This is a genomic window from Simplicispira sp., from assembly GCF_028687295.1.
Taxonomy (GTDB): Bacteria; Pseudomonadota; Gammaproteobacteria; order Burkholderiales; family Burkholderiaceae_C; genus Simplicispira; species Simplicispira metamorpha.
This window is the reverse complement of sequence record NZ_JAQUAL010000067.1, coordinates 1-16,750: the sequence shown is the minus strand read 5'-3', so window position 1 is coordinate 16,750 and position 16,750 is coordinate 1. Positions and strand designations below refer to the sequence as shown.

The 16,750-nt window shown below is 64.9% G+C and carries 13 protein-coding genes; 9 read left to right on the top strand and 4 right to left on the bottom strand.

Annotation, left to right across the window (positions count from 1 at the left end; all coding sequences use genetic code 11):
- Positions 1–132: 132 nt before the first annotated feature.
- From PHX69_RS09255 to PHX69_RS09245, 3 genes are all read left to right on the top strand, one after another.
- Entirely contained in the window at positions 133–1,284 is a 1,152-nt protein-coding gene (locus tag PHX69_RS09255; protein ID WP_288043440.1) for a BMP family ABC transporter substrate-binding protein, read from the top strand.
- Positions 1,285–1,388: 104 nt separating this feature from the next.
- Positions 1,389–2,555: a BMP family ABC transporter substrate-binding protein gene (locus tag PHX69_RS09250; RefSeq protein WP_288043439.1), complete on the top strand. Its 1,167-nt coding sequence runs from the start codon at positions 1,389–1,391 to the stop codon at positions 2,553–2,555.
- A 90-nt stretch (positions 2,556–2,645) separates the two neighbouring features.
- Positions 2,646–3,698, top strand: a complete 1,053-nt coding sequence (locus PHX69_RS09245; RefSeq protein ID WP_288043438.1) for an adenosine deaminase — start codon at positions 2,646–2,648, stop codon at positions 3,696–3,698.
- On the opposite strand, the gene PHX69_RS09240 is transcribed toward PHX69_RS09245, so the two are convergent.
- Entirely contained in the window at positions 3,692–4,156 is a 465-nt protein-coding gene (locus PHX69_RS09240) for an HIT family protein (RefSeq protein WP_288043437.1), read from the bottom strand. The genes PHX69_RS09245 and PHX69_RS09240 overlap by 7 nt on opposite strands.
- Before the next feature lie 270 nt (positions 4,157–4,426).
- On the opposite strand from PHX69_RS09240, the gene PHX69_RS09235 reads away from it, so the two are divergent.
- The 5 genes from PHX69_RS09235 (at position 4,427) to PHX69_RS09215 (ending at position 10,755) form a co-directional block, all read left to right on the top strand.
- Positions 4,427–5,548: a BMP family ABC transporter substrate-binding protein gene (locus PHX69_RS09235; protein WP_288043435.1), complete on the top strand. Its 1,122-nt coding sequence runs from the start codon at positions 4,427–4,429 to the stop codon at positions 5,546–5,548.
- Positions 5,549–5,646: 98 nt separating this feature from the next.
- Positions 5,647–6,222, top strand: coding sequence for a dCTP deaminase (dcd, locus tag PHX69_RS09230; protein WP_119012951.1), 576 nt, complete (start codon positions 5,647–5,649; stop codon positions 6,220–6,222).
- A gap of 116 nt (positions 6,223–6,338) precedes the next feature.
- The gene (locus PHX69_RS09225) at positions 6,339–8,669 is read left to right on the top strand and encodes an esterase-like activity of phytase family protein (protein ID WP_288043434.1); all 2,331 of its coding nucleotides are present in this window, start codon (positions 6,339–6,341) and stop codon (positions 8,667–8,669) included.
- Between the two features lie 53 nt (positions 8,670–8,722).
- Positions 8,723–9,349: an arylformamidase gene (gene kynB, locus PHX69_RS09220; RefSeq protein ID WP_119012953.1), complete on the top strand. Its 627-nt coding sequence runs from the start codon at positions 8,723–8,725 to the stop codon at positions 9,347–9,349.
- A gap of 122 nt (positions 9,350–9,471) precedes the next feature.
- On the top strand, positions 9,472–10,755 hold the full coding sequence (locus tag PHX69_RS09215; RefSeq protein WP_502958508.1) for an MFS transporter: 1,284 nt from the start codon (positions 9,472–9,474) through the stop codon (positions 10,753–10,755).
- A gap of 62 nt (positions 10,756–10,817) precedes the next feature.
- Here the strand turns inward: PHX69_RS09215 and PHX69_RS09210 are convergent, their stop codons facing one another.
- The 3 genes from PHX69_RS09210 to PHX69_RS09200 all read right to left on the bottom strand — a co-directional run bounded on the left by PHX69_RS09210 (position 10,818) and on the right by PHX69_RS09200 (position 15,473).
- Positions 10,818–12,026, bottom strand: a complete 1,209-nt coding sequence (locus tag PHX69_RS09210) for an FAD-dependent monooxygenase (RefSeq protein WP_288043433.1) — start codon at positions 12,024–12,026, stop codon at positions 10,818–10,820.
- Positions 12,027–12,057: 31 nt separating this feature from the next.
- Complete coding sequence (locus tag PHX69_RS09205; RefSeq protein WP_288043432.1) at positions 12,058–14,988, bottom strand: aconitate hydratase; 2,931 nt, start codon at positions 14,986–14,988, stop codon at positions 12,058–12,060.
- 197 nt (positions 14,989–15,185) lie between these two features.
- A complete protein-coding gene (locus PHX69_RS09200) occupies positions 15,186–15,473 on the bottom strand; it encodes an H-NS histone family protein (RefSeq protein WP_119012956.1) in 288 nt (95 codons plus the stop codon).
- A 304-nt stretch (positions 15,474–15,777) separates the two neighbouring features.
- Here PHX69_RS09200 and PHX69_RS09195 point away from each other — a divergent pair, with 304 nt between their 5' ends.
- A complete protein-coding gene (locus PHX69_RS09195; protein WP_288043431.1) occupies positions 15,778–16,620 on the top strand; it encodes a symmetrical bis(5'-nucleosyl)-tetraphosphatase in 843 nt (280 codons plus the stop codon).
- Positions 16,621–16,750: the final 130 nt, after the last annotated feature.

The following is a 16,750-nucleotide window of genomic DNA, read 5'->3' as shown; positions in this document are numbered from 1 at the left end:
CAGCAGGTCTTTGATGCGTTCCCATTGGCTATCGGTGAGGGCGTATCTCTTGGTCATGCACACCCAGGTGGGTACTGAGCAGCAGCCTTCAAGTTTCAGGGGCTATTTGATTGATGACACGCCCTACTGCACATGACCAATTTGCACAAACGCTGGCTGCTCCAAACGGCTGCCTGGACTGCCGTAGCGGCGGCCACTGCCGCCCTGGCTGGCTGTGGCAAAAAAGAAGAAGCTGCACCTGCGGCTGCCCCCGTGGCTCCGGCCAGTGCCAAGAGCGAGCCTTTGAAAATCGCTTTCATGTACGTCAGCCCCATCGGGGACGGCGGCTGGACGTACCAGCATGAGCTGGGCCGCCGTGCCATCCAGGACAAGTTTGGCGACAAGATCGTGACCAGCTTTGTCGAGAGCGTGCCCGAGGGCGCTGACTCCGAGCGCGTGCTGCGCGACATGGCCAGCCAAGGCAACCAGCTGGTGTTTGCCACCAGCTTTGGTTACCAGGAGTTTGTGCAAAAGTCCGCTGCCGACCTCAAAGGCGTGAAGTTCGAGCACGCCACCGGCTACAAAACCGCCGACAACGTGGCCACCTACGACACCAAGACCTTTGAGGGTGCGTACCTGGCCGGTATCGTTGCGGGTGGCATGAGCAAAACCAAGACCATCGGCGTAGTGGCCTCCGTGCCCATCCCCGAAGTGGTGCGCAACATCAACAGCTTTGTGCTGGGCGCGCAAAGTGTGGACCCCGCCATCAAGGCCAAGGTGGTGTGGGTGAACGAATGGTTCAGCCCGCCCAAAGAGTCTGAAGCCGCCACCAGCCTCATCAACGGCGGCGTCGATGTGCTCTACCAGAACACCAACTCCCCCGCCGTGCTCAAAACCGCACAAGAGCGCGGCGTGCGTGCCTTTGGCAAAGATGGCGACATGAGCGCCTTTGCACCCCAGGCGCACCTGGGCTCGGCAGTGATCGACTGGGCGCCTTACTACACCAAAGTCACCCAGGACACGCTCAACGGCCAGTGGCAAGGCGGCTCTTTCTGGTGGGGCGTCAAGGAGGGCGCTATCGACCTCGTGAAAATCGCCGATGACGTGCCCCAGGAGATCAAAGACCGCGTGGCCAAGGCCAGGGCGGGCCTGAAGGACGGGAGCTTCCACGTCTGGACAGGCCCGGTGCAGGACAACACCGGCAAAGAAGTGCTGCCCGCAGGCAAGGTCGGTGACAACGCCTTCCTGACCGGCATTGACTTCTACGTCAACGGCGTTGATGGCAAAGTGCCCAGCGCCAAATAAGCACTGGTTATATTGGCGCAGCCTGTCCGTGCCATGTCGGGCAGACCTGCGCTGGCACCCCTCTACCTGTGGAACACAGACCCCCCTTTAAGGAAATTACCACCATGACCGATCTTCAAAAACGCTCCCTGCTCAAGGCAACAGCCCTGTCTGCTGTGGCCGCCGCCATGCTGGTGGCCTGTGGCAAGAAGGAGGAACCAGCTCCGGCGCCCGCTCCCGCCCCGGCGCCTGCGGCAGAGGCCCCCGCTCCCAAGCCCGAGCCACTGAAGATTGCCTTCGCCTACGTCGGCCCGGTGGGCGACGGTGGATGGTCGTATGCCCACGACAATGGCCGCAAAGCGCTGGAGAAAGAGTTTGGCGACAAGATCGTGACCACCTTCGTCGAGAGCGTGCCCGAATCCGCCGACGCCGAGCGTGTGCTGCGCGATTTCGTCGGCCAAGGCAACAAGCTGGTGTTTGGCACCACCTTTGGCTACATGGAGTCGATGGTGAAAGTGGCCGCAGACCACCCCGAGGTCAAGTTCGAGCATGCCACCGGCTACAAGAGCGCTGCCAACCTGCGCACCTACGACAGCCGCACCTACGAAGGCGCGTACCTGGCAGGCATCATCGCGGGCGCCATGACCAAGAGCAACACGCTGGGCGTGGTCGGCTCCGTGCCGATTCCGGAAGTGCTGCGCAATATCAACAGCTTCACGCTGGGCGCGCAGTCGGTGAACCCCAAAATCAAGACCAAGGTGGTGTGGGTGAACGAATGGTTCAGCCCCCCCAAAGAAACCGAGGCCGCCACCAGCCTGATCAACGGCGGCGCCGATGTGCTGTTCCAGAACACCGATTCGCCCGCTGTGCTCAAGACCGCCCAGGAAAAAGGCAAGCGCGCGTTTGGCTGGGATTCCGACATGACCGCCTACGGCCCCAAGGCCCACCTGGCATCGGCCATCATCAACTGGGGCCCCTACTACATCAAGGCCACCCGCGATGCGCTGGACGGCACCTGGAGCACCGGCCAGGCCTGGTGGGGCGTGAAAGAGGGCGCCATTGACCTCGTCTCCATTGCCGACGATGTGCCCGCCGACACCAAGGCCAAAGTCGAAGCTGTGAAAAACGGCCTGAAAGACGGCAGCTTTGTGATCTGGAAAGGCCCCATCGCAGGCCAGGACGGCAAACCGGTGCTGGACAAAGACGTGGTAGCTGACGATCAGTTCCTCTCTGGCGTCAACTTCTACGTCAAGGGCGTGGAAGGCAAGATTCCCGGCGGCGACAAGCAGTAAGCGCGCGCCCGTTCGCCGCGCCTGGCGCGGTGCAGCAAGGGCCGCCGCTGTGCGGCCCTTTTTTTGTCAGGCAAACACTGGAGGTTGTCGATGTTCAAAGTTCCCACCGTGAGCGCAGAACGCTTGCCCGCGCTCTTGCGCGCCATGCCCAAAGCCGAGTTGCACATCCACATTGAAGGCTCCCTGGAGCCCGAGATGATTTTTGCGCTGGCCCAGCGCAACGGCGTCAGCCTGCCCTACGCCGATGTGCAGGCACTGCGCAGCGCCTACGCCTTCACCGACCTGCAAAGCTTTCTCGACATCTACTACGCCGGTGCCAGCGTGTTGCTGCATGAGCAGGATTTTTACGACATGGCCCGCGCCTACCTTGCGCGAGCTGCTATGGATAACGTAGTGCGCGCCGAAATCTTCTTCGACCCGCAAACGCACACCGCCCGGGGCGTGCCCATGGCGGCGGTGGTCAACGGCCTGCACCGCGCTTGCGAAGATGCCCGCGCCGAGTGGGGCATCAGCGCTGCGCTGATCCTGTGCTTTTTGCGCCACCTGAGCGAAGAAGATGCCTTTGCCACGCTGGAGCAGGCGCTGCCGCTGCAAGACAAATTCATCGGCGTGGGCCTCGATAGCAGCGAAGTCGGCCACCCGCCCGAAAAGTTTGCCCGCGTGTTTGCGCGCTGCCGCGAACTGGGCCTGCACACCGTGGCCCACGCCGGCGAAGAAGGCCCGCCGGCCTACATCTGGAGCGCACTCGATGTGCTCCAAGTGGAGCGCATCGACCACGGCGTGCAGGCCCTGCGCGACCCGGTGCTGGTGCAGCGCCTGGCCCAAGGCGGCGTGCCGCTGACGGTGTGCCCGCTGTCCAACCAGAAGCTGCGCGTGTTCCCCGATCTGGCTGCGCACAACCTGCCCCAGCTGCTGGAGGCGGGCCTGTGCGCCACGGTCAATTCAGACGATCCGGCCTACTTTGGCGGCTACATCAATGACAACTTCACGCAGCTTTTTGCCGCTACGGGCATGACTGCACGCCACGCCTACCAGCTGGCCAGCAACAGCCTGCAAGCGAGCTTTGCCCCCGAGGCCGACAAGCGTGCCTGGGCGCACCGGCTCAAAGAGTGCTTTGAGCGCTGCTACGAGCACGACTACTGAAGCGGGGCCGGGGCGCTGCTTTCCAGCGCCCCACGCAGCTGGGCGGCGTAGCCTTGCAGCACGCTGGCCAGCGGCTCTTTGCGCGGCCAGCTCAGGGCGATGCCGTCGCCCTCGTGGCGCGGCACCACGTGCATATGAAAGTGGAAAACGGTTTGATCGCCCTCGCGGCCATTGGCTTGCAGCAGCGTCAGGCCCGGCGGGTCGAACACGGCCTGCACGGCGCGGGCCACGCGCTGGGCGGTTTGCATCACGGCGCCCGCCTCTTCGGGGGTCACGTCCAGCAGCGTGGCCGCATGGCGCTTGGTGGCCACCAGCACATGGCCGGGGTTGACCTGGCCGATGTCCATGAAAGCGATGGTCAAGGCATCTTCATAGACCGTGGCGGCAGGGATTTCTCCGGCCACCAGGCGGCAAAAGATGCACTGGCCTGGCGGCGAGGTGTCAACAAACATGGGCATGGGCGGTCTCCGGTAAAGCCTGTGGGGGGATTCGGGGCGGGTTCATCATAGTCAAAATGGCTTCCGGCCCTTATGGGGTAAGCGCTGGCAGCTATGGTTTTTAAAAAAAGAGAACCCTTGCAATCGGGCAGGGCGCTGGCGCGCAGTGGCGGTACGGGCTGCGCCCGCAGCGATAATTGGCAGCGCTGCCCGCCTGTGGCAGCACCCTCACCCGGCGCGTAGCCCCAGCGCCGGGTGTTTTCTTTTTTGGGGGCCATGTAGAGGAACACCATGTACAAAAACCTCGCTGCCGCACTCGCGGCCGCTTGTTTTTTCTCTCCCGCTTTTTCGCAGACTGCTGCCACGGCAGCCGCCAGCGTACCGGCTGCGGCGCCCGTTGCGGCACCGCTCAAGGTCGGCTTTGTCTATGTCACGCCGGTACTGGAAGTGGGCTGGACGCGCCAGCACGATGCAGGCCGCCGCGCCGTCGAGGCGGCGCTGGGCGCCAGCGTGCAAACCACCCGCGTCGAGAACGTGCCCGAAGGCGCCGACGCCGAGCGCGTGGTGCGCGAGCTGGCCGCCACTGGCCACGGCCTGATCTTCACCACCAGCTTTGGCTACATGGAGCCCACGCTCAAGGTGGCGCAGGATTTTCCGGGCGTGAAGTTCGAGTCGATTACCGGCTACAAGCAAACGCCCAATGTGGCCACCGCCAACGCCCGCTACTACGAGGGCCGCTACCTGGCCGGCATTGCCGCTGGGCGCATGGCCAAGAGTGGCGTGGCCGGTTACGTGGCGGGTTTTCCCATTCCCGAGGTGTTGCAGGGCATCAACGCCTTCACGCTGGGCATGCGCTCGGTGAACCCGCAGGCGCAGGTCAAGGTGGTGTGGCTCAACGCCTGGTTCGATCCGCCACGCGAGCGCGATGCGGCCATGGCCTTGTTCAACGAGGGCGTGGACGTGCTGGCCTTCCACACCGCCACCAACGCGGCCATGGTGGCCGCGCAAGAGCGCGGCAAGCTGGCCGTGGCCTACCACTCGGACATGCGCAAAGTGGGGCCGGACGCACAAATCCTGGCCGTCACCCACGAATGGGGCGGCTACTACACCGAGCGCACCCGCGCCGCCCTGGCAGGCACCTGGAAAAGCCGCAACACCTGGGGCGGTGTGCGCGAGGGCATGATCCGCGTGGGCGACTTCGGCTCCAAAGTGCCCGCCGACGTGCAGCAGCAAGTGCTGGCCGCGCAAAAGGCCGTGGGGGCGGGCCAGCTGCACCCCTTCAGCGCTGCCACGGCGGCGGTGCGCGACAACACGGGCCGGGTGGTCATTGCCCGTGGCCAGACCCTGAGCGACGCGCAAATCCTGCAAATGAACTGGCTGGCCGAAGGCGTGCAAGGCCAGCTGCCGCACTGACCTGCGCGCCGCCATTTCTCAAGCAAAATACGGCTTTGGCGCTTGAAGGACAAGCGCTTGCAGCTATCAAAACCGTAGTAATTCAGACAGGAGCGCGCATGAGCATCAAGAGCGACAAATGGATCCGCCGCATGGCCGAGCAGCACGGCATGATCGAGCCCTTCGAGCCCGGGCAAGTGCGCCAGGCCGCCAACGGCAACAAGGTCATCAGCTACGGCACCAGCAGCTACGGCTACGACATCCGCTGCGCACCGGAATTCAAGGTGTTTACGAACATCCACAGCACCGTGGTCGATCCCAAGAACTTCGATGAAAAAAGCTTTGTCGATTTTGAAGGCGACAGCTGCATCATCCCGCCCAACAGCTTTGCGCTGGCGCGCACCGTCGAATACTTCCGCATCCCGCGCAATGTGCTGACTATTTGCCTGGGCAAAAGTACGTATGCGCGCTGCGGCATCATCGTGAACGTCACGCCCTTCGAGCCTGAATGGGAAGGCTATGTGACGCTGGAGTTCAGCAACACCACGCCGCTGCCTGCGCGCATTTACGCGGGCGAGGGTTGCGCGCAGGTGCTGTTCTTTGAAAGCGACAAGGACGATGTCTGCGAGGTGTCGTACAAAGACCGGGGCGGCAAATACCAGGGCCAGCACGGCGTGACACTGCCGCGCGCCTGAGTCCGCCCCCCGCCGCCCACACAGGCAGACAGCGGCGCTGGCCCCACAGCGCAAACTGTCATGCCCCCGACACAGAGGCCCCCTAGATTGGGGCCTTTGTTCTTGGGGGAGCTTTCATGAAGAAATCAGCGATTGCACTGGCGGTGGGTGTGGCCTTGTCGGGGCTGTTGGCAGCGTGTGGTGGTAGCGACGATGGCCCGGTCGATATTCCCTCGGTCAGCAATCCTGGCAAGTTCTTCAACCGCACGGCCACGTTTGCCGTGTGCGCGCAGGTCGGCTCCTCGTGCGAAGACAGCACGCCCACCGCCGCAGAAATCGTGGCCGCCAGCGAAGACGGCATGGCGCTGGTCTATACCAACAGCCTCAAAGGCGAAGTCGGTTTTGTGGATATCACCGACCCGACCGCGCCCAAGGGCCTGGGCATGCTCGCCATGGGCGGCGAGCCCACCTCGGTCACGGTGCTGGGCGGCCACGCGCTGGTGGCGGTGAACACGTCGGCCAACTTCGTCAACGCCTCGGGCAAGCTGGTGGTGGTCGATATGGCCAAGCGCAGCATCGTCACCGAAATCCAGCTTGGCGGCCAGCCCGACTCGGTGGCGCGCAGCAAGGACGGCCAGTACGTGGCCGTGGTGATTGAGAACGAGCGTGACGAGAGCCTGAACAAGGGCGCGCTGCCCCAGGCGCCCTCGGGCTACCTGACCATCGTCGATACCGTGGGCGCCCCCGCCAGCTGGAAGACCCGCAAGGTCGAATTGCAGGGCCTGGCCGCGCTCTACCCCGAGGACGCTGAACCCGAGTACGTCTCCATCAACGACGACAACGTGGCCGTGGTCACGCTGCAAGAGAACAACCACATCGCGCTGGTCGATTTGCCCACGGGCAAAGTCACCCGCCACTTCAGTGCGGGCGCCGTCACGCTCACCCAGGTGGATTTGACCGACGCCCCGCGCCCCAACAGCGTCAACCTGACCGAAACCCAGGCCAACCGCTTGCGCGAGCCCGATGGCGTGGCCTGGGTCTCCAAGACGCAGTTCGCCACGGCCAACGAGGGCGACCTCAACGGGGGCAGCCGGGGCTTTACCATTTTCAACGCCGATGGGGCCGTGGCCTACGACGCAGGCAACACCCTGGAGCACCTGGTGGCGCGCATCGGCCACACCAACGACAAGCGCTCGGACGCCAAGGGCAACGAGCCCGAGAACGTGGCCTTTGGCCGCTTTGATGGCACCGATTACCTGTTTGTGGCCTCCGAGCGCTCCAGCGTCCTGGCCGTGTACGACATGGGCCAGAAAAACCAGCCGGTGTTCAAACAGGTGCTGCCCGCCGCGCTGGCCCCCGAAGGGGTGCTGGCGATTCCGTCGCGCAACCTGCTGATCGCCGCCAGCGAGAACGATGACCGCGCCACCAGCTCCACCCTGCGCTCGGCGCTCAACATCTACCAATACCAAAGCGCACCGGCGGCCTACCCGAGCATCCAGTCGGCCAACCGTGCCGACGGCACGCCCATTCCGTGGTCGGCGCTGTCGGGTCTGGTGGCGGCGCCTACGGGGTCTGTCGTGTACGCGATTGACGACAGCTTCTTCCGGGGCAACCGCATTTTTGAGATCGACACCAGCGCCAAGCCTGCCAAGCTGCAGCGCGAAATTCGCATCACCGACCCCAGCGGCAAGATTGCTGCCCTGGCCGCCGTGCTGCCCGCTGCCAAGGACGCCAACGCCTTCGACGCCACCGATCTGGCCGCGCTGGTCAATGCCGACGGCAGCGTCAACCTCGACCCCGAAGGCATTGCGCTGGCCTCGGGCGGCGGCTTCTGGATTGCTTCGGAAGGAAGCGGCACCGTGGGCGAGGCCGCCCGCCCGGTGCTGTCGGCCAACCTGGTGTTCAAGCTCTCGGCCACGGGCGTGATCGAAGACATCATCCAGCTGCCCGCCGAGGTCAACGCCAAGCAGCAGCGCTTTGGCTTCGAAGGCATTGCCGAATCGGGCGGCAAGCTGGTGGTGGCCTTCCAACGCGCCTGGGCGGGTGATGCCCACCCGCGCATCGGTGTGTACGACCTGGCCGCCAAGACCTGGCAGTTCATGTTCTACCCGCTGGACGCGGTGGCTTCGCCCAACAAGGGCTGGGTGGGCTTGTCGGAAATCACGGCTGTGGGCAATAACCGCTTTGTGGTGATTGAGCGCGACAACCAGGGCGGCCCCGATGCCCGCGTGAAAAAGCTCTACCGCATCGACCTGAACGGCGTGGCCGATGGCACCACCCTGAGCAAAACCCTGGTGCGCGATGTGCTGCCCGACCTGCGCAAAACCCATGGTTTGGTGGTTGAGAAGATTGAGGGCTTTGCCGTGCTGGCCAACGGCGATGCGCTGCTGGTCAACGACAACGATGGCGTGGACGAAAACAACGGCGAAACCTGGCTGCACCACCTGGGCCCGCTGAACCTGAACTGAGGCGCGCGCGCCGGTGGCACTGAACGCGGGGGCCATGCGCTATCTTCGGGGCCATGCAAAAGCTCTGGGATATTTCCCCTGCGGTTCACCCCGGCACCCCGGTTTTTCCGGGGGACGCGCCTTACCGGCAGCAGTGGTGTGCCACCCTGGCGCCGGGCTGCCCGGTCAACGTCAGCGCCATCACCATGTCGCCCCACGTGGGCGCCCACGCCGATGCGCCGCTGCACTACGACGCCCACGGCGCGGCGGCGGGCGAGATGGCGCTGGCGCCTTTTATCGGGCCTTGCCGCGTCATCCATGCCATTGCCTGCGGGCCGCTGATTGAATGGCACCACCTGGCGCACGCACTGGCCGAGCTGCCCCCGCGCGTGCTGGTGCGCACCTGTGCGCAAGCGCCCACGCAGTGGGATACCCGATTGATTGCCTACGCCCCCGCCACCATAGAGCGCCTGGCCGACCTGGGCGTGCTGCTGGTCGGGCTGGACACCGCCAGCATCGACCCGGCAGACAGCCACGACCTGCCCAGCCACCAGGCCGTGCGCCAGCGCGGCCTGCGCGTGCTGGAGAACCTGGTGCTCGACGAGGTGCCCGAGGGCGACTACGAGCTGATCGCCTTGCCGCTTAAGCTCATGCAGGCCGAGGCCTCGCCCGTGCGCGCAGTGCTGCGCTCGCTGGCCTGAGCGCCGATGGCCCCAGCCCTGCGCCGTGCTCCTTGGCGACAGCGCCGCGCCAACACAGGCGCTAAGCTCCAGTCCCCCAGGAGATTTGACCCGTGCCAGCGCCCACCCATCCCACGGCCTTTGTGGCCAGCGTTCCCCCCGACACCACCGCCATCCCACCAGCGGCACCGGCCCCCCGGCGCGGTGCGCGCCAGCCGCTGGGGCTGTGGCCCATGCTGTTGGCGCTGTTGTCGGCGTTTGCCCTGAGCCAGTCGTACCGCACGGTCACGGCCATCATCGCTACGGGGCTGCAAAGTGACTTTGGCCTGTCCTCGTCGTCGCTGGGCGCGTTTGCCGGGCTGTTCGGGCTGGCGTTCGGCGTGATGCAGTTTTTCATGGGCATCGGCATGGATTTGTATGGCCTGCGCCGTACCGTGCTCAGTGCGTTTCCGCTGGCCATCGCGGGCGCGGCGCTGTCGGCCTGGGCGCCGCAGTACGGTTGGCTGATGCTGGGCCAGATGCTCATTGGCGTGGGCTGCGCACCGGCGTTTCTGGCCTGCACGGTGTTTATTGCGCGGCATTTTCCGGCGGGGCAGTTTGCCTTCATGTCGGGCGTGGGCCTGGGCGTGGGCGGGCTGGGGCTGCTGTTTACCGGCACCCCGCTGGCCTGGCTGGTGCAGCACACCAGCTGGCGCGTGGCGTTTGCCGTGCTGGCGGGTTTGTCGGCGCTGTCGTGGCTGCTGATCTGGCGCTGCGTGCATGAGCCCGCCCTGGCTGCCCCCGCCGCTGAGCGCGAGCGCTGGGGCGCGGCAGTGCGCCGCTTTGGTGCGCTGTTCACGCTGCCGCACACCTGGGGCATCTTGCTGTTGGGCATGGTGGCCTACGCCGCGTTTTTGTCGCTGCGCGGGCTGTGGATTGGCCCGCTGCTGATAGAGCGTTACGGTTTTTCGCTGGTCGAAAGCGGCAACGCGGCGCTGGCCATGTCGCTGATTTCGCTGTTCAGCCCGGCCTGCTTTGGCCACTTTGACCCCGGCCCCACGCGCCGGCGCCGCTGGGTGGTGAATTTTTCGCTGCTGGTGGCGGCGCTGTACCTGGTGCTGGGCCTGGCGACGCAGCACGCGGCCCTGAACGTGGCGCTGGTGCTGTTGATTGCCACGCTATCGGGCTATTCGGTGCTGCAATATTCGGACGTGCGCGCTTCGTATCCGCCTGATTTGACGGGCCGCGCGCTGTCGGTGTTCACCATGGCCATGTTTTTGGGCGTGGGGCTGATGCAGTGGTTTACTGGCTGGGTGGCGGGCTGGGCGCAGGCCCAGGGGCTGGACGCCTACCAGGCGGTCATGGCCACCATTGCCGCCATGCTGGCGCTGGGTTCGTGCGCGTTTCGCTGGCTGCCCGCATCGCCGATGTTGCAGCAGCAAAAATAAGTGTCAAATCGGCCTCTGGCGCGCGCCAGATAAGCGCCAGCAGCTATCAATAAAGTAGCAATTTACAGCAGGCTGGCACTGGAGCCATCGCCCCGGTACAGCCAGGGCAAGTCCAGCAGGCGCGCGCCCAGCAGGCGCAGCGACAGATCTCGCCCCCAGCGCACCAGGCCGGTGGCGTGGAAGATGCGCCCGTTGCGCTGCGATCGCGCCTGCACGCGCGCGTTGCGCTCCCAGCGGTTAAGGGCGTAGCGGCGCAGGCGCAGGGGCACTTCCAGGTCGTGCATGGCCATGGCGTGCTGCAACTGGGCGGCATCTTCAATGGCCATGCCCGCGCCCTGGGCCAGGTAGGGGCGCATGGGGTGGGCCGCATCACCCAGCAGCGCCACCAGGCCCTGGGCCATTTGTGCTGCGCTGCGCAAAGGCGGGCGGTCAGACAGCGGCCACAGCCGCCAGCCCTGGCCTGCGCCCGGGGCGGCGCGCACCACGTCTTGCAGGGCCGCGCAGGTGCCCGCCAGTGCCTGGGCCAAGCCGCTGGCGTTGGCGCTGTGGTCCCAGTTTTGCAGGTCTTCGGGGGGCTGGCCTTGCACGATCACCACCAGGTTTTGCAGCGCACCACCACGCACCGGGTACTGCACCGCGTGCAGGCGTGGGCCCAGCCAGACGGTGATTTGTGCGGTGCGCAGGCGTTTGGGCAAAGCGCCCTGGCGGGCCAGCGCGCGGTAGGCGAGGTGGCCGGTCACGCGCGGCGGGCCGTCGGCCAGCAGCTGGGTGCGGGTGCGGCTCCAGAGGCCGTCGGCGCCGATCAGCGCGTCGCCCTCGACCTCTTTGCCCGCGCTGGTGCGCACCAGCACCACGCCGTCGCCCTGCGTGTAGCCGTCAATCGACAGGCCCAGGTTCAGTTGCACTTCGGCGCTTTCCTGCACGGCTGCCAGCAGCAGCGCCTGCAAATCGGCGCGGTGGATGGTGGCGTAGGCCGCGCCGTAGCGCTGCACGGCTTGCGCGCCCAAGGGCAGCACCGCCAGTTCACGCCCCGACAGCGCACAGCGCACCTGCAACTGCGTAGGAAAAGCGGCCACTGCCTGCAAGCGCTGCTGCAAGCCCCAGGCCTGCAAGCGGCGCACCACGTTGGGGCCGATCTGCACGCCCGCGCCCACCTCGCTGAAAGCGGCGGCACGTTCGTACAACCGCACATCCCAGCCCGCGCGCGACGCGCCCAGCGCTGCCGCCAGCCCACCAATGCCGCCACCGGCCACCAACACCTGTTTCTTCATGGGGGAATTGTGCCTTGCCCGGCGCTGGCGTTCAGGCGTCCAGCAATTGGTGCAGCACGTAGGGCAGGATACCGCCCGCGCGGTAGTAGTCCACCTCGATGGGGGTATCAATGCGCAGCGTGACCAGCACGTGCTGCTGCGAGCCATCGGCACGGCGGATGACCAGGGTGGCATCGCTTTGCGGCGTGAGGGCGGCGTCGGGCAGCACGTCGATGTCTTCGTCGCCCGTCAGGCCCAGCGTTTGCCACGAATCCTGGCCCTTGAACTGCAACGGCAGCACGCCCATGCCCACCAGGTTGGAGCGGTGGATGCGCTCAAAGCTCTTGGCCACCACGGCCTTGATGCCCAGCAGCTGCGTGCCCTTGGCGGCCCAGTCGCGGCTTGAGCCGGTGCCGTATTCCTCGCCCGCAAAAATCACCGTGGGCACGCCCTGCGCCATGTAGTGCGTGGCGGCGTCGTAGATGAACATTTTTTGCCCTTGCAGTGGCCCCTCGCCCTGGAACAGCGTCACGCCGCCTTCTTCGCGGGCGCCATCGGCCAGGGGTTCGAGCATCAGGTTCTTGATGCGCACATTGGCAAAGGTGCCGCGCACCATCACGTCGTGGTTGCCACGGCGTGCGCCGTAGCTGTTGAAGTCGGCCTTTTGTACGCCGTGCTGCTGCAACCACTGCCCCGCAGGCGAGCTGGGCGCGATGGAGCCTGCGGGCGAGATGTGGTCGGTGGTGATGGAGTCGCCCAGCAAGGCCATGATGCGGGCGTGGCGCACCGATTCAGTGCTTTTTGGGGCTACAGCGCCCGACTGGTCTGCGCTTTCAGCTATATCTTTCATAGCGAAGTGGGCAAAGAACGGGGGCTCGGCAATGTAGGTGCTGGCAGGCCAGGTGTAGGTGGTGCCCGCCACGCCCTTGATTTTTTGCCACAGCTTGCCGGGGTCGGTCTGGATCTTGGCGTAGTTTTCGCGGAAGGCTTTGCCCTTCATCGCAAACTTCATGAGCTGGTGGATTTCATCGCTGCTGGGCCAGATGTCGCCCAGGTAAATGTCGCGCCCGTCTTTGCCGCGCCCCACCGGCTCGGTCATCAGGTCTTTGAGCACGGTGCCCGCGATGGCGTAGGCCACCACCAGCGGCGGGCTGGCCAGAAAATTGGCCTTGAGGTGGGGATGGATGCGCGCCTCAAAGTTGCGGTTGCCCGAGAGCACGGCGGCGCACACCAGATCGTTTTGCGTGATGGCCTCGTTCAGCTCAGGCGCCAGGTCGCCTGCGTTGCCGATGCAGGTGGTGCAGCCGTAACCGGCCAGCGCAAAGCCGAGTTTTTCGAGGTAGGGCAGCAGCCCGGTCTCGGTCAGGTACTCGGTCACGATGCGCGAGCCCGGCGCCAGCGAGGTCTTGATGTGCGGCGCCACCGTGAGCCCGGCTTTCACGGCCTTCTTGGCCAGCAGGCCCGCCGCCAGCAGCACGCTGGGGTTGGAGGTGTTAGTGCAGCTGGTGATGGCGGCAATCAGCACATCGCCGTGGCCTATGTGCAAGGCGTTGTCGGTGGCGGCGGGCACTTCGCACACGGCCAGCGCAGGTTGGGCAGCCTGTGCCGTGGCCAGGGTAGGGCGGTTGGCCACCATTTCCACCACATCGCGCGGCGCACCGGGCCGGGGCGATGGTGCCTCTGCCGCCGGGCCGCCCTCGCCGCAGCCCACGCGGTGGCGCTGGGTCAGGCGCTCGGGGGGCTGGTTGAAACCATTTTGGGCGCCGGGCTGGCTGAACAGCGTCGTGAACTGCGCCTTGACCCGGCCCAGCTCAATGCGGTCTTGCGGGCGCTTGGGGCCGGCCAGGCTGGGGGTCACGCTGGCCAGATCGAGTGTGACGACCTGCGAGTAATCGATCTCGCCCGCCAGCGGCACACCGAACAAACCCTGGGCCTGGAAGTACGCCTCGAAGGCTTCGATCTCGGCTTTGGTGCGGCCCGTGCCTTTGAAGTAGGCGATGGTTTTTTCATCGACCGGAAAAAAGCCCATGGTGGCGCCGTACTCGGGCGCCATGTTGGCGATGGTGGCGCGGTCGGGCAGTGCCAGCGTGCGCGTGCCCTCGCCAAAAAACTCGACAAACTTGCCCACCACCTTGTGCTGGCGCAGCAGCTCGGTCACGGTGAGCACCAGATCGGTGGCCGTGACACCCTCGCGCAGCTGGCCGCTCAGCTCCAAGCCGACCACATCGGGCGTCAAAAAATACACCGGCTGACCCAGCATGGCGGCCTCGGCCTCGATGCCACCCACGCCCCAGCCGACCACACCGATGCCGTTGATCATGGTGGTGTGGCTGTCGGTGCCGACCAGGGTGTCGGGGTAGAACACGCCGTCTTTGGTTTGGTGAACGCCCCGCGCCAGGTATTCCAGATTGACCTGGTGGACGATGCCAAAACCGGGCGGCACCACGCCAAAGGTGGCAAATGCCTGCATGCCCCATTTCATGAACTCGTAGCGCTCGCGGTTGCGCTGGAACTCCAGCTTCATGTTCAGGTCGAGCGCCTTTTTGCTGCCGTAGTGGTCCACCATGATGGAGTGGTCCACCACCAGATCCACGGGCACCAGGGGTTCGATTTTCTCTGGGGGGTAGCCCAGCTTGGCGGCCACACTGCGCATGGCTGCCAAATCGGCCAGCAGCGGCACGCCGGTAAAGTCTTGCAGCACCACGCGCGAGACGACAAAGGGAATTTCGTCTTTGCGCTCGGCCTGAGGCTGCCATTGGGCCAGTTGCGCTACATGCTCGGGCAGGATTTTGCGGCCATCACAGTTGCGCAGTACCGATTCGAGCACGATGCGAATGGATACTGGCAAGCGCCGGATGCCGGGAAACTCCTGGGCCAATGCGGGCAAGGAATAAAAGTGCCCCCCTTTACCGGAGGGCGTTTTCAACTTTTTCAGGGTGGCGGCAAATGCATGCGCTGCGGGGCGATGAACGGAGGTGGCCATGGAAAACTCCTGGGAATAGGGTGGTAAGCCATTTTGGCACCCTGGCGCCTGGTGGCAAGTCAGACACCGCGCCGATTAACCACCAAAGCCCGCCAATAGACCGGGCTATCGCTACAGATAGCCCACATTGCATGGCACACATGCCAGCATGTGCTTATCAAATGCCCATAAAAAATGTCCGCCGCGGCGGACATTTTTTAAATCACGAACTGGTCGCGATTTTGGTTCTGAATCCATTTTGGTGCTTTGCCACGGCCTGTCCAGGTTTGGCCAGTAGCCGGGTCACGGTATTTGGGGGCCACTTTGGCGCCGACGTTAGCATTGCGGGCCTTGGGTGCAGAGAAAATATCTTGCGATGTCAGGCCAAACTCATCCACCAAGGCACGCACCTGCGCGATGGCACCGGCCAATTCCTGGCGGCGTGCTTCCTGGATTCGGGTTTCAAGGAGTTCACGTTCTTTGAGCAGCTCTTTGTAAGAGGTCATGGTGGTCAAGGCAATCAGGATTTAAGAAGCCATTAGTATATTGGCGACTTTGATTTTTTGCATGACAGGTTAAATAAAATGACTGCCATTCAGGGTATATCTGCGTGGTGGGCAGTGCAAGACAGCCGCTCTACCCCAATCAGTCTGCTGCGCTCTTTGCGCAGACGGGGTTGGTGCGTTGGCCTTGAATATCCGCACCTGCGGGCAAATGGCCGGTAATTGCCGGTAATAGCACCCCCATAATCTGGCGCAGCGCTGCGCCAGCGCACCATATTCATTTTCCAGTACCCACCCAAGGAACACCATGGCGCTTTACTGTATTGGCGACGTGCAGGGCTGCGACGGCGCGCTGCAACGCCTGCTGGACCACATGGCCTTTTCGCCCAGCCGCGATACCGCCTATTTGCTGGGCGATCTGGTCAACCGTGGCCCCGATTCCGCCGCCGTGCTGCGCCGCTGCATGGCCGCCGATGGCGCGCTGCGCCCGCTGCTGGGCAACCATGACCTGCACTTGCTGGCCACGGCGCACGGCGTGCGCAAGCCCTCGCGCCGCGACACGCTCGATGGCGTGTTGCACGCCCCCGACAGCACCGCCTTGCTCGACTGGCTGCGCCAGCAACCGCTGGCGCACGCACACACGCACGCCAACCAGACCCTGCTGATGGTGCATGCGGGCGTGCTGCCCGCCTGGAGCGTGGCCGATACGCTGGCGCTGGCCGCCCAGGTGCAGGCCGTGCTGCGTGGCCCGGAATTTGTCGCTTTTCTGCACCAGATGTACGGCAACACCCCCGACCACTGGCGCGCCGACCTGGCGGGCGCCGATCGCCTGCGCGTGGTCGTCAATGCACTGACGCGGCTGCGCTTTTGCAGTGCCGATGGGGTGATGGATTTCGATAGCACCGAAAGCGCCCAGGCCGCGCCACCGGGGTTGCTGCCCTGGTTTGACGTGCCGGGCCGACGCACTGCGGGCACGCTGGTGGCGTTTGGCCACTGGTCCACGCTGGGCTGGCTGGATCGCCCCGATGCCCTGGGGCTGGACACGGGCTGCGTGTGGGGCGGCTGCCTCAGCGCCGTGCGTTTTGGCGCCACGTTGGCCGAGCGCGAGCGGCTGCAGGTGCAGTGCCCCCAAGCGCAAAAACCCGGCTGAGGTGCCAATGCCAGTCAGTTAAGCAAAGTCGAAGCTGAGTTGGTCTAAAAAGGGAACGTGTTCAATACGTTCCCTTTTTTGTTTTGCCGAGCCTGCTACAAAACACTTTGCATGAGACGTTGGAGGCGCT

Coding starts and splice junctions, on each gene's coding strand:
- PHX69_RS09255 (WP_288043440.1), top strand. CDS start 133: ATGACCAATTTGCACAAACGCTGGCTGCTCCAAACGGCTGCCTGGACT.
- PHX69_RS09250 (WP_288043439.1), top strand. CDS start 1,389: ATGACCGATCTTCAAAAACGCTCCCTGCTCAAGGCAACAGCCCTGTCT.
- PHX69_RS09245 (WP_288043438.1), top strand. CDS start 2,646: ATGTTCAAAGTTCCCACCGTGAGCGCAGAACGCTTGCCCGCGCTCTTG.
- PHX69_RS09240 (WP_288043437.1), bottom strand. CDS start 4,156: ATGCCCATGTTTGTTGACACCTCGCCGCCAGGCCAGTGCATCTTTTGC.
- PHX69_RS09235 (WP_288043435.1), top strand. CDS start 4,427: ATGTACAAAAACCTCGCTGCCGCACTCGCGGCCGCTTGTTTTTTCTCT.
- dcd (WP_119012951.1), top strand. CDS start 5,647: ATGAGCATCAAGAGCGACAAATGGATCCGCCGCATGGCCGAGCAGCAC.
- PHX69_RS09225 (WP_288043434.1), top strand. CDS start 6,339: ATGAAGAAATCAGCGATTGCACTGGCGGTGGGTGTGGCCTTGTCGGGG.
- kynB (WP_119012953.1), top strand. CDS start 8,723: ATGCAAAAGCTCTGGGATATTTCCCCTGCGGTTCACCCCGGCACCCCG.
- PHX69_RS09210 (WP_288043433.1), bottom strand. CDS start 12,026: ATGAAGAAACAGGTGTTGGTGGCCGGTGGCGGCATTGGTGGGCTGGCG.
- PHX69_RS09205 (WP_288043432.1), bottom strand. CDS start 14,988: ATGGCCACCTCCGTTCATCGCCCCGCAGCGCATGCATTTGCCGCCACC.
- PHX69_RS09200 (WP_119012956.1), bottom strand. CDS start 15,473: ATGACCTCTTACAAAGAGCTGCTCAAAGAACGTGAACTCCTTGAAACC.
- PHX69_RS09195 (WP_288043431.1), top strand. CDS start 15,778: ATGGCGCTTTACTGTATTGGCGACGTGCAGGGCTGCGACGGCGCGCTG.